Annotated in this window: 13 protein-coding genes and 1 tRNA gene; 6 read left to right on the forward strand and 8 right to left on the reverse strand. The window is 65.3% G+C overall.

All coding sequences use genetic code 11. The annotated features are described in order from the left end of the window. The first annotated feature begins 96 nt into the window (after positions 1 to 96). The 5 genes from ACWPM1_RS14250 to ACWPM1_RS14270 all read left to right on the forward strand — a co-directional run bounded on the left by ACWPM1_RS14250 (position 97) and on the right by ACWPM1_RS14270 (position 7,359). A complete protein-coding gene (locus tag ACWPM1_RS14250; RefSeq protein ID WP_455695577.1) occupies positions 97 to 1,272 on the forward strand; it encodes a type IV secretion system protein in 1,176 nt (391 codons plus the stop codon). Next, positions 1,269 to 2,057: a TrbG/VirB9 family P-type conjugative transfer protein gene (locus tag ACWPM1_RS14255; protein ID WP_455695578.1), complete on the forward strand. Its 789-nt coding sequence runs from the start codon at positions 1,269 to 1,271 to the stop codon at positions 2,055 to 2,057. Before ACWPM1_RS14250 ends, ACWPM1_RS14255 begins: the two co-directional genes overlap by 4 nt. Then, entirely contained in the window at positions 2,057 to 3,163 is a 1,107-nt protein-coding gene (locus tag ACWPM1_RS14260) for a TrbI/VirB10 family protein (protein WP_455695579.1), read from the forward strand. Before ACWPM1_RS14255 ends, ACWPM1_RS14260 begins: the two co-directional genes overlap by 1 nt. A gap of 5 nt (positions 3,164 to 3,168) precedes the next feature. Continuing rightward, the gene (gene virB11, locus ACWPM1_RS14265) at positions 3,169 to 4,155 is read left to right on the forward strand and encodes a P-type DNA transfer ATPase VirB11 (protein WP_455695580.1); all 987 of its coding nucleotides are present in this window, start codon (positions 3,169 to 3,171) and stop codon (positions 4,153 to 4,155) included. A 234-nt stretch (positions 4,156 to 4,389) separates the two neighbouring features. After that, a complete protein-coding gene (locus ACWPM1_RS14270; RefSeq protein WP_455695581.1) occupies positions 4,390 to 7,359 on the forward strand; it encodes a TonB-dependent receptor in 2,970 nt (989 codons plus the stop codon). Positions 7,360 to 7,413: 54 nt separating this feature from the next. Here the strand turns inward: ACWPM1_RS14270 and ACWPM1_RS14275 are convergent, their stop codons facing one another. Further along, positions 7,414 to 8,169 (reverse strand): queuosine precursor transporter, encoded by a 756-nt coding sequence (locus tag ACWPM1_RS14275; RefSeq protein ID WP_455695582.1) that lies wholly within the window; start codon positions 8,167 to 8,169, stop codon positions 7,414 to 7,416. Positions 8,170 to 8,227: 58 nt separating this feature from the next. Here ACWPM1_RS14275 and ACWPM1_RS14280 point away from each other — a divergent pair. Next, positions 8,228 to 8,304 (forward strand) — tRNA-Arg (locus ACWPM1_RS14280). A 5-nt stretch (positions 8,305 to 8,309) separates the two neighbouring features. Here ACWPM1_RS14280 and ACWPM1_RS14285 read toward each other — a convergent pair. The 7 genes from ACWPM1_RS14285 to ACWPM1_RS14315 form a co-directional block, all read right to left on the reverse strand. After that, positions 8,310 to 9,086: an NUDIX domain-containing protein gene (locus ACWPM1_RS14285; RefSeq protein ID WP_455695583.1), complete on the reverse strand. Its 777-nt coding sequence runs from the start codon at positions 9,084 to 9,086 to the stop codon at positions 8,310 to 8,312. A 295-nt stretch (positions 9,087 to 9,381) separates the two neighbouring features. After that, positions 9,382 to 9,711 carry a Grx4 family monothiol glutaredoxin gene (grxD, locus tag ACWPM1_RS14290; protein ID WP_455695584.1) on the reverse strand — a complete coding sequence of 110 codons (330 nt, stop codon included), beginning with the start codon at positions 9,709 to 9,711 and terminating at the stop codon, positions 9,382 to 9,384. Between the two features lie 35 nt (positions 9,712 to 9,746). Then, on the reverse strand, positions 9,747 to 9,980 hold the full coding sequence (locus tag ACWPM1_RS14295; RefSeq protein ID WP_455695585.1) for a BolA family protein: 234 nt from the start codon (positions 9,978 to 9,980) through the stop codon (positions 9,747 to 9,749). Positions 9,981 to 9,984: 4 nt separating this feature from the next. Then, positions 9,985 to 10,308: a DUF1476 domain-containing protein gene (locus ACWPM1_RS14300; RefSeq protein ID WP_455695586.1), complete on the reverse strand. Its 324-nt coding sequence runs from the start codon at positions 10,306 to 10,308 to the stop codon at positions 9,985 to 9,987. A gap of 51 nt (positions 10,309 to 10,359) precedes the next feature. Further along, on the reverse strand, positions 10,360 to 11,358 hold the full coding sequence (locus tag ACWPM1_RS14305) for an NADPH:quinone oxidoreductase family protein (protein WP_455695587.1): 999 nt from the start codon (positions 11,356 to 11,358) through the stop codon (positions 10,360 to 10,362). Further along, positions 11,355 to 11,957: a 3-isopropylmalate dehydratase small subunit gene (gene leuD, locus ACWPM1_RS14310; RefSeq protein WP_455695588.1), complete on the reverse strand. Its 603-nt coding sequence runs from the start codon at positions 11,955 to 11,957 to the stop codon at positions 11,355 to 11,357. Before leuD ends, ACWPM1_RS14305 begins: the two co-directional genes overlap by 4 nt. Then, positions 11,957 to 12,115: an isopropylmalate isomerase gene (locus ACWPM1_RS14315; protein ID WP_455695589.1), complete on the reverse strand. Its 159-nt coding sequence runs from the start codon at positions 12,113 to 12,115 to the stop codon at positions 11,957 to 11,959. The genes leuD and ACWPM1_RS14315 overlap by 1 nt, the downstream gene beginning before the upstream one ends. Between the last annotated feature and the right edge of the window lie 18 nt (positions 12,116 to 12,133).

The following is a 12,133-nucleotide window of genomic DNA, read 5'->3' on the forward strand; positions in this document are numbered from 1 at the left end:
CGACTGGTTCCCCGCGCTCACCGGCCACGGCTGGCCGGGCGGCACCACGATCGACGAACCGGCGAACGATCCGGCGCCCTTCAAGCTGGCTGCCGAATGAGCGTCGCCTGCGATCAGGCCGCCGCGAGCGTAGGCAACGGCGTCGCCGCCGCGCTGCAGGCGGTCGACTGCGTCGCCGGCGAGACCACCGCCGCGGCGTTCGGACGGCTGTTCGCGCAGGGCGGCGCCTTGCTGACCGTCCTCACCATCCTGTTGACGCTCTACGTCGCGTTCTTCGCGATAAATCTGCTGCTTGGCAGGGCCAGCCTCGGCGTGCGCTCGCTCACTCCGCGGATGATGACCGTCGGGCTGGTGCTGACTTTCGTCACCAGTTGGGTGGCCTACAGCTCGGTAGTGTGGAATCTCGCGGTCGGCGGACCCGACCAGATTGCCACTGTCATCACCGGTAGCGAAGGTTCGGCGACGCAAGTCTTCGCGCAGAAGATCGACGTCGTGTTCCAGGCGCTCCAGCAGGCGAGCCCCGGACAGGCCGAAGGCAAGGACATCTCCGCCTTCTCGCCCGAAGGCATGATGTGGCTCGGTGCGATGCTGTTCCTGCTCGGGACGGTGGGCGTGCTGGTGACGGCGCGGATCGCGCTCGCGGTGTTGGTCGCGGTGGGTCCGGTGTTCGTCGTCATGGCGCTGTTCCAGGGCACGCGCGGGTTGTTCACCGGCTGGCTCAAGGGCCTCGTCATGCTCGCCCTGGTGCCGCTGTTTGCGGTGCTCGGAGGCAGCGTGATGCTGGAGCTCGCGGTTCCGATCCTCGCCGAACTGGTGAAGACGCCCGGCCAGATCGACCCGCAGGCGGCGATGGCCTTCCTGATGGTCGGCGCGGTGCATGTCGCGCTAATGATCATGGTGCTCAAGGTCGCTGGCACGATGGTTTCCGGCTGGCGCGTGTTCGGTATGGTGCCTGAGAAGGGCGAGCGCGGCGAGGGTGGCTTTTCCACTGCCGGTACCACGGTGGTTCCCGCGACCGGCCCGGCCCCGACCGCCCAAGTCGCCGCTTCGAGCGATCGCCGCATACCCGTCACCGCGTTCGCCACCGCACCCGCAGCAAATGACGGGGGCGCAATAGGCGTGGGCGGGCAGCGCGATACGCGCGTCGTGACCAATACCATTGCTTCAGCACCGGGACAGGCGACCGCTGCCATCGCCGGTGCATCGCGCGCGCGCGGGATCGGCAGCCGCTTCCGCTCCCCGCCGCCGCGCCTATCGGAGAAAGTGAAATGATCCGCGCCGCCGCCCTCACGCTCGCGCTGTTCGCCGCCGTCCCTGCGATTGCGCAGGACGGGCGCATCGTCGAGAAGTTCTACGATGCTGGCAAGATCGTCCGCATCGAAGGCAAGACCAAGGTCCAGGCGACGATTCAGTTTGCCGAAGACGAGCATATCGAGAACGTCGCCATCGGCGACAGCGAGGCGTGGCAAGTCACGCCCAACAAGCGGGCCAACTTGCTGTTCGTGAAGCCATTGGCGCCGACGGCCTCGACCAACATGACGGTGGTGACGGATCGGCGGACCTACTTGTTCGACTTGGTGGCTTCGTCGAGCGCTCGGCCGCTCTACGTGCTCAAGTTCACTTATCCAGAGGAGCCCAAGGCGGAAGTGCCGCAGCTGGCTGCGGGCGCGCCCAGCACAGACGAGCTCACCGCCGCGACCGACCCACAGGCTGTCACGGACCCCGCAGCGCTGAACTTCGCGTGGAACGCCACCGGCGATCGCAAGCTCCTCCCGGCGCGGACTTATGACGACGGGACCGCAACGTTCCTCGCCTGGCCGGCGGGCAGCCCGGTCCCGGCGATCCTGATCAAGGACGCGGCGGGCACCGAGGGACCGGTCAACTTCACCGTGCGCGGCGACGTTATCGTGGTCGAAGGGGTTCCGCGCGAAATCGTGTTGCGTTCCGGCAAGCAGGCCGCGACGCTGGTCAACGGGGGGCCGGTCCGGGCTACTCCGGCGGTGCCGCAGGCCGCCCTCGCCCGCTCCGACATGCAGCTTACCGAAGGGAACCGCTGATGCGCCTCGCCATGCGCCTGCCAGCCAAGAAGGCCGGCAACACGGTCGCCAACGACCTCGACCCGAGAGAGGGGGAGAGCGCCGAGATCATTGATCTCGCCAGCCGCAACGCTTTTCCCGCGGTCACCCAGCGCAAGGGCAAGTCCGATGGGCTCGGCCTTGCCGCGGGCGTGGCGATCATCGGCCTGCTAGGCGCGGTGACGCTGTGGAGCATGAACGCCGCGCGGACCAAGCAACCCGAAGGCGTCGGCAACCCGCAGGTCGCCCAGCAGGCACCCGTCGTTCCAGCGCAGGCGGTGACAACGGTCGGCCAGCCGGCGATACCGCCGCAGCCGGTCGGGGCACCGCGCCTCGACCCGGCTCCCCAGCCGGTCCTGTCGCAGATGCCTGGCATGGCGCCGATGGCGCGCGCCAACCCCTACGCTAACCCGACGGTGGTGTTCGACGCCAGCAATCTGGCCGTTCCAGCAGGCGGGGCCGGGGGTCAGCCTGGCGAGGCGGTGGTCGGTGCCGGCAACGCGAGCGATTTCGCCAGCAAGATCGGCGGGGTGGGCGGCGCGCCGGCGCAAGCCCGTGCAATGGTCAACCCGCAGACCACTGTGACGCAAGGGACGCTAATCCCCGCGGTACTCGAAACCGCGATCAACACCGACGTGCCGGGCTTCGTGCGCGCGGTGGTGAGCCAGGACGTGCGCAGCTTCGACGGCACCCGCGTGCTCGTGCCGCGCTCGAGCCGCCTCATCGGCCAATACCAGTCGGGTCTGCAGGGCGGCCAGAAGCGTGCCTACGTTATCTGGACGCGGCTGATCCGGCCGGACGGCGCCTCGGTCAACCTCGCCTCGCCGGCGATCGGTTTCGACGGCACGACCGGCCTTGCCGGACAGGTCAACAGCCACTTCTTCAAGCGCTTCGGCTCTTCGATCCTGCTGTCGGTGATCGGCGGGCTCGCCACGGGCGGTGCCTCGGTGGTCCTCGGCGGCGGGGCCAACGCAGCCTCAACCGCGCTCCAGCAGGACGGCCAGATCGCGCCGACGGTGCGGGTGCGGGCCGGGGAGCCGATCCGCGTGTTCACCGCGCGCGATCTCGATTTTTCCGCGGTCAAGTAGCGCCGGTGGCCGCGGACGTTCACTCTCTGCCGACCGCCAGCGACCGGAGCGTCTATCTCGACGCCTACCTCGCGCCGTTCCAGCACTGGCTGGAGCGGGACACCATCACCGAGATTCTCGTCAACCGCCCGGGCGAGGTGTGGATCGAGGACGCCGGCCAGCCCGGCATGCAGCGGATCGCCGCGCCCGAGATCGACGACCGCCTGGTCCAGCGGCTGGCCGAGCAGGTCGCGCGGGTGAGCCACCAGGGCATCAACCGCGAGCACCCGCTTCTCGGCGCCACTTTGCCCGACGGCGCCCGCGTGCAGTTCTGCGGGCCGCCGGCTGCGCGCCGCCACTGGGCGATGGCGATCCGCCGCCACCGCCGGCTCGACCTCCCGCTCGACGCCTACGACGCCGGGCCGCTGCGCGGGTCGGCGCACCCCCCGCTGCCCGACCCGCAGGCCGAGCCGATAGCCTATCTCCGGGCGGCGATCGGCCAGCGCAAGACGATCCTCATCTCGGGCGGCACCAGCACGGGCAAGACCACTTTCCTCAATGCGATGCTGGGCGAAATACCCACCGGCGAGCGGGTGATCCTGGTCGAAGACACGCCCGAGCTGCGCTTACCGGGCGACAACGGCGTCGGCCTGGTGGCGGTGAAGGGCGAACTGGGCGAGGCGAAAGTCACCGCCAACGAACTGCTTCAGGCCGCGCTGCGGTTGCGGCCCGACCGCATCGTGCTCGGCGAGCTGCGCGGCGCGGAGAGCGTTAGTTTCCTGCGGGCGATCAACACCGGGCATCCGGGCAGCTTTTCGACCATTCACGCCAACTCCCTGCGCGGGGCGCTGGAGCAGCTCGCGCTGATGGTCATGCAAACCGGCATCGGCCTCTCCCGCTCCGATACCATTGCCTATGCGGCAGGCGTGATCGACGTCATCGTCCAGCTTGGGCGAGACGGCGAAGGGCGGCGCGGCATCACCGCGATCGCCGAAAGCGCCGCGCTCCTTTAAAAAAAATGTACCCCGCCCGCTCGGCGATGTTGCACATGGGCAACAGGCAGCAATCGCGGCTTTCCGTAGCGTAATCAGCGCGAGCGGAGCCTGCTGGATGCTGCGCAACAATCTAACTCATTGTGCAACCCGCGCTTGTGTGGACGCGCGCTATTGCCAGCATACCGGAAATTGCATTAGCTTCCTTTCTGAACGAGGCCGCGCCTAGACGGCCCATTCACAAGGAGAGGACCTATGAGGGTAAAGGCCGCCCTGCTTTCGAGCATTTGCGCATCCGTGATCGCGTTCCCCGCGTACGCACAGGACACCTCCCCCGATGACAACGACGGCGCCGTCGAAACCGGTAACGTCATCGTCGTCACCGCCCAGCGCCGCGCGGAGTCGCTGCAAAGCGTGCCGATTGCGGTCAGCGCCTTCACCGAAGAGGCGCTCGAAGCGCAGCAGATCGAAAATGCCAGCGACCTTCAACTGACGCTGCCCAACGTAACTTTCTCAAAGGGCAACTTTACTGGGTCGAGCTTCACCATCCGCGGCATCGGCGACTTGTGTGTCGGCGTCAGCTGCGACAGCGCGACCGCCATTCACACCAACGGTTCGCCGCTGTTCGGCACCCGGCTGTTCGAAACCGAATACTTCGATCTCGAGCGGATCGAGGTGCTTCGCGGGCCCCAGGGCACTCTGTTCGGCCGCAACGCTACCTCCGGCGTGGTCAACATCATCACCGCCAAGCCCGACCTGTCGGGCTTCCATGTCAAGGCTGAGGGTGAATACGGCAACTTTAACAGCATCAAGGGCAAGGCGATGGTCAACCTGCCCATCGGCGAGACCATGGGCGTTCGGGTTGCCGGATTCTATCTCAACCGCGACGGCTACACGAACAATCTATACGACGGTTCGCAGATCGATGGCCGTGACATGTATGCGGTGCGCGGCTCCTTCCGCTGGGAACCGAGCGCCGACACCACCATCGACCTGATGGGCTATTATTTCCGCGAGAACGACAACCGCCTGCGCATCCAGAAGCAGCTCTGCCAGCGCGACCCGACAGGTGTACTCGGGTGCCTCAATGCAACCCGCGGGTTCGAAAAGACCAACACCAACTCGACCTTCACCGGCACTTTGGGCTCACGTGAGTTTCTCACGATCGCCTTGGCAAACCCCGTTTTGGGCACTGCATTTGGTCTCAACAGTCTCTACGGCCCGGATGGTTTTGCCGGGGTGGTGGAACCGAACGATGTTCGCACAGTGAACACTCCGTTCCAGCCCGAATACTTTGCAGACGAACTGCAGGTGCAAGGTAGCATCGATCACAGCTTCGGAGCGATCAACGTCGCACTTACGGGCATCTACCAGAAGACCCGCGTCGATTCGCGGCAGGATTATAATCTCGGCGTGGCAAGCAGAAGTGGCGTCGCCTTCCAGACCGCTCTAGGCACGCTCGCGGCAGCTGCCGCCGGCGGTGTACCGGGGCTGCCTGCGTCGTATTTTCAGCCGATCGCATCCGCCATCATTCCCAACGGCCCGGGGGGCCAGCTATGTACTTCCGACACCCGCCTCGATAACCAAGGGGCGTTCGAAGGTTTCTCAATCTGCTCCGACGTGCCTTTGGCATTTGACCGGTCGAATTCGGACAACGATGGGTGGTCGGCCGAAGCGATAGTCAGCTCGGATTTCGATGGACCGTTCAACTTCCTATTGGGCGGCATCTACGCCAATGCACACCTGACTGAGAACAGCTATTTCGTGAATGCGTTCGCGATCGATTACGTTACGGGCGTCCTCGGCACCTTCACCGCACTTGGCCGGGGGGCTCCACCATCTTACCTGGGCACCTCCTTCTTCCGCAACAACACGGACGACTTCAGGCTCAAGAGCTACGGGTTGTTCGGCGAGGTTTATTTCGACATCAGCGACCGGCTCAAGTTCACCGGCGGCCTGCGCTACAACAACGACAAGAAGTCCGTGCGCGCCCGTTCCACGCTGGCCAGCTTCGGCAACCCGTTCTCCAATAATGACCCGTTCGCATCGCAATTCGCCGCCGGCTTCGATGCTGATCCGGCCACTCCATGCGTGAACAACACCCCGGCGGGCGCGGCCAACACCTTTGCGCCTGGCGGCATTGGCACCGCGGCGGGTTGCGAGGCCTTCCAGGAACGCGACATCGGGTTTAGCGAAGTCACAGGGCGCGCGGTGATCGATTACCAGATCACCCCGCAGAACCTCGTCTATGCTTCATATTCGCGCGGCTATAAGTCGGGCGGCATTAACCCGCCGCTCCAGCCGATCTTCGCAGTTTCCGATAGCTTCGATTCGGAATCGATCGACGCGTTCGAGGTTGGCACCAAGAACACCTTCCTCAACGGCGCGCTGCAGATGAACCTGACCGGGTTCTACTACAAGTACTCGAGCCTCCAACTCAGCCGCATCATCGCCCGGACATCGGTCAATGACACGATCGACGCGAATATCTGGGGTATCGAGTTCGAGACCGTTGTCCGCCCGAGCGACAATTGGCTCGTGAACATGGGGCTCAGCTACCTCAACGCGAAGGTGGCGGGCGACCAGTTCTTCTCGAACCCGCGCGATCCGGGCGGCGGTAACCCCAATGCGGTGATCATCAAGGACATCACCAACGGTGCCCACTGCGCCGTGGTGGCATCGAGCGCGGCAGTGGCAAACGGCTTCGTCACGGCGGTCAACACCAACCTCGGCTTGAGAGCACCCACCGCATTCCCTGCTAACAGCGGCATTGCCTCCACCGGCGCGTTCAGCATTTGCAGCGCCCTGCAAGGGGCTGCTCCGGCCGGCGTTTCGGTCCTGAGTCCCGGCGTGGAGGTGAACCTCAAGGGCAATCGTCTGCCGCAGGCGCCCGAGTTCAAAGCTTCGATGGGTGTGCAATACATCTACGAATTCCCGAGCGGGATGACGCTGGTGCCGCGCGGCGATGTTTCAATGACCGGCACGCAGTACGGCAACATCTTCAATGGGTCAGTGAATCGGATCGAGCCGTTCGTGCAGGCGAACGCCTCGCTCCAGCTCAACGGGCCGGAGGAGCGGTGGTTCGTGCGCGGGTTCGTGCAGAACATCTTCAACAGCGATTCGGTGACTGGCCTTTACGTCACCGACGCCTCGTCGGGTCTGTATTCGAACATCTTTACCCTTGATCCGCGGCGCTACGGCATCGCGGCAGGAATCAGCTTCTAGGCTTTACGGCCTAAAGGGGGAGGAAGGGCCGGGCGGCGACGCCCGGCCCTTTTCCTATGAGGTCGCTTGACCCCGACGCGATCGGCCGAAGGGGGAGAAGTCGGTCCCTCGATCGAAAACTTCGACCCCTTCGCGCCGCTTGAGGCCGCCGACTACCGCATACGTCACCGGCGTCAGCAGGGCCTCCCACGCCGTCTTGATCAGCCACTGCGACACCACGACCTGCATCAGCTGCTCGGGCGGCCAGCCGGCGAGACCGTAGAATGCCAACGGGTAGAATATCAGGCTGTCGAGCCCCTGCCCGACGAAGGTCGAACCGATCGTGCGCACCCACAGGTGCCGCCCTTCGGTCCATACCTTGAGCTTGGCGAGCACGAAGCTGTTTGCGAATTCGCCCACCCAGAACGCCGTCATCGAAGCGAGCACGATGCGCCACGAGTTGCCGAACACGAATTCGTAGGCCTCTTGCCCCGGCCAGCCCTTGGCCGGCGGGAGCTGCACGACGACCCAGGCCATGAAGGCCATGAATGCCAGCGCCGCGAACCCGGTCCAGATCACCCGCCGGGCTCGGGCGTAGCCGTAAACCTCGGTCAGCACGTCGCCGATGACGTAGCTGATGGGGAAGAACAGCACGCCGGCGCCGAACGACCATTCGGTGCCGCCCGGCAACGTGACATAACTCGGCTTCGCGGCACCGATGATGTTCGACAGCAGCAGGATGGCGACGAACGCCGCCATGATGAGGTCGTAATAGCGGAAGTGCCGCGGCGCGGCCGCGTCCCCCTCGATGCGCGCGACTGGCTCGTTCATGCGCAGGGACTATCGCGATTTGTGCGCGGCGCAAAGCGCGCTATGCGCGTGCCCGAGCGCGCCCGTAGTTCAACTGGATAGAGCACGAGCCTTCTAAGCTTGGAGTTGCAGGTTCGAGTCCTGCCGGGCGCGCCAAGTCTTCACGCGCGGTGTGCCGAGGAGAGCGGCTCGCCATGTGTCGGGTAGCCGGCGTCATGGGGTATCATGAGCCAGCGCTCCCCCTCGCGCTCCTCGATCCACGGCGTGATCACCTGCACAGGAATGGCTTCAGCCTGCGCGCGTGCCTCATCGAACGACGCGAACTCCGCGAGCCGCTCGAGGTTGCGGCGGGTGGGGAAAATCAACGACAGGTCCCCCCGCTCGGCCGCACCGAGCGCCTCAGCGGCGCCGGTCCAGAACAGGTGCGTGTTCTCGGTCGCGTCGATCTCGAGATCGACCGCGCCGGTGCCGAGATCGGCGAGATAGAAGCGGGTGTCGAAAATGCGTGGCAGGCGCTCGTTCTTGGGATGCCAGCGGGCGAAAGGCACGATTGCGTCCAAGTCGAGCGTCCAGCCCATCGCCTCGAGCACGGGAGCGAGCTCGCCGCGCTCGGCCAGCAGAGTGCGCGCTTCCTGGGCATCCGCGCCGGTCACCGGCTCGCGCACGCCGATCGCGAGGCCAGTTTCTTCGAGTGTCTCGCGCATGGCCGCGATGCGGTGCGCGGCCTCGTCGGCATCGATGTCGCCGGCGAGCTCGGCCCCCAGCGCGTAGTCCGCCGGATCCACCCGGCCGCCCGGAAATACCGCCATGCCCCCCGCGAACGACATCGCCCGGTGACGGGTGATCATCAGGATCTCGGGCGGTCCGCCGTTCGCCGAGTTGCGGAACACGACGACCGTCGCGGCGGGGATCGATGGCGGCGGTGTGTCGTCGGTCATCCCGGGACAGTGGCGCTGGACAGGTTGCTTGCCAAGGCCGAATTCGGCGCCCCGGCTGTCGGTAAAGCTTACACTCGGACGTTTCGACACCGGCCCGTTAACCATCGTCAGACGCGGAACTGGGCGACCTTGGTAACTTGGCACGGCTCATGCAGATAAACCGATACCCAACGGTCTTCCCAGAGACGGGCCCCTGGTCTCCCGGCCCTGTCTCCCCGACCACCCAGAACCCCAAAAGAAAAACCCGTCCGGCCTACCCAGCCGGACGGGATTTCTTTCCGCCCGAAGGGTCGGATCAGCTTTCGGCGCCGACGCCCTTGTCGGTGAGCATCGCCTGCAGTTCGCCCGCTTCGTACATCTCCATCATGATGTCGCTGCCGCCGACAAACTCGCCCTTCACGTAAAGCTGGGGAATCGTCGGCCAGTCGCTGAAGGACTTGATGCCCTGGCGGATTTCCATGTCCTGCAGCACGTCTACACTTTCGTACTGCGCGCCGCAGTGCTCGAGTATGGTCACGGCTCGGCTGGAAAAGCCGCACTGCGGAAACAGGGGAGTGCCCTTCATGAACAGGACGACGTCATTACTTTGGACGATGTCGGAGAGGCGCTGGTTGACGTCGGACATGGCCGAGCCTTTCGATTGGGAATTGATATGCCGATTCAGTTGGGAAGGGCGGTGGTGAGTTGCAAGGCGTGGAGTTCGCCCCCCATCCGCCCGCCCAGTGCATCGTAGACCAGCTTGTGCTGCTGGACCCGGCTCCTTCCCGCAAAGGCACCGCTTACGACATGCGCTGCGTAGTGATCGCCGTCTCCGGCGAGATCGCGGATTTCGACCGTGGCATCGGGTAGCGCAGCGCGGATCAGCGATTCAATGTCGGCCGCAAGCATGGCCATGGGATCAGCTCTCGCTCATCAGCTGGCGGCGCGCCTCGATCGACTTATCCTCGAGCGCTGCACGGACTTCTGCCTCGTCAACCTCGCAGCCGGCGCCGGTGAGATCGCCGAGTACCTTGCGGATCACGTCTTCATCGCCAGCTTCCTCGAAATCGGCCTGGACCACCGCCTTCGCATAGGAGTCCGTCTCCTCGGGCGTGAGGCCCATCTTTTCCGCGGCCCAGTGGCCGAGCAGGCGGTTGCGGCGGGCGGCGACGCGGAAGGTCGTCTCTTCGTCCATCGCGAACTTGCGTTCCTCGCCGCGCTCGCGATCCCTGAAGTCGGTCATATCGGTCCTCTCAAAGTGTCGGTCGGCCGGGAAATAGGCGCGCGATGCGTCCTAGTCCATGGTCACCACGAGCTTGCCGACCGCCTCGCGGCTTTCGAGCTTGGCGATCGCTTCACCGCCGCGCTCGAGCGGATAAGTCTCGGAGATTAGCGGATCGATCTTGCCCGCCTTAAGCAGGTCGAACAGCTCCTGCGCCTGGGCGCGAAACTTCTCCGGCTCACGCGCCGTAAACGCGCCCCAGAACACGCCCGCGATGTCGCAGCTCTTGAGCAGCGTGAGATTGAGCGGCATCCTGGCGATGCCGGCGGGGAAGCCGACGACGAGGAATTTGCCTTCCCACGCGATCGCTCGCAGCGCCGGCTCGGAATATTGCCCGCCGACGATATCATATACGATGTTCGCGCCCTCCGGCCCGCAGGCCGCTTTGAACTTGCCCGCGAGTTCCTTGCTGGCGTCTTTGTCCATTGCCTCGCGGGGATAGATCACCACGTCGTCCGCTCCGGCGCGGCGGGCGACCTCGCCCTTTTCCGCGCTCGAAACCGCAGCGATAACCTTCGCACCGAACGCCTTGCCGAGTTCGACCGCCGAGAGCCCGACGCCTCCGGCCGCGCCCAGCACAAGCATCACGTCGCCTGCCTTGATATGCCCGCGGTCCTTCAGGCCGTGAATGGTAGTGCCGTAAGTCATCATCAGAGAGGCGGCCTTCTCGAGGCTCACGCCTTCGGGCACCGCGAACAGCCGCTTGGCGTCGACCGCGATCTTCTCGACGAGGCCACCGTTGCCGATGCCGCCGAACACCCGGTCGCCGGGCTTGAACGCGGTCACGCCTTCGCCGACCGCTTCGACCACGCCCGCGATCTCCCCGCCCGGCGCGAAGGGGCGTTCGGGCTTGAACTGGTACATATCGCGGATGATCAGCGCGTCAGGATAGTTGATGGCGCAGGCCTTTACCGCCACGACAACCTGACCAGGTCCCGCGACCGGATCGTCGACTTCATCGAGAGTCAGCGTCTCGGGTCCGCCGGTCGCGTGGGTCCGCAAGGCTCTCATGCAGCTTTCTCCGTGCCGTGGGCCAGCCAGGGCATGTCGCGCGCCTGCCGTGCCTCGTAATCTGAAATTTCCGCATCGCGCGCGAGTGTGAGACCCACCTCGTCGAGCCCGTCCATCAGGCAGGACTTCCGAAACGGGTCGATCTCGAACGCAAAGCGATCCTGGAAGGGGGTGGTGACGACCTGATGCTCGAGATCGATCGCTACCGGGTCAGTCTTGGCGACTTCGAGCAACCGGTCGACCTGCTCCTGCGGCAAGACAACGGCCAGAACGCCGTTCTTGAACGCATTGCCGGCGAAGATGTCGGAAAAGCTCGGCGCGATGACCGCCTTGATGCCGAGGTCCAGCAGCGCCCATGCGGCGTGCTCGCGGCTGGAACCGCAGCCGAAGTTGTCGCCCGCGATCAGGATGGGGGCACCGGCATAGGCCGGGTCGTCGAACACGTTGCCCGGCTGGGCGCGCAAGGTCTCGAATGCCCCCTTGCCCAAGCCTTCGCGGCCGATGGTCTTGAGCCAGTGCGCGGGGATGATGACATCCGTATCGATGTTCTTGAGGCCTAGCGGAATTGCCCGGCCCTCGACCTCGCGCAGCGGCGCCATCAATCCGTTTCCGGCGGCTCGCCGGAGGGAGCCTGCGGTGGCGGCTTGGCCTTCTTATCTTCCTTGCGCTTGTTCGCGTAGAGCAGCGCGGCGGCGATGGCGGCCGAGCCGATCGCGGCGCCCGCGGCGATGGCTTTGCCGGAGATTTTGCTGGTCATGCCTTTTCCATGCGGAAG

It is taken from the genome of Tsuneonella sp. HG249 (assembly GCF_053819205.1).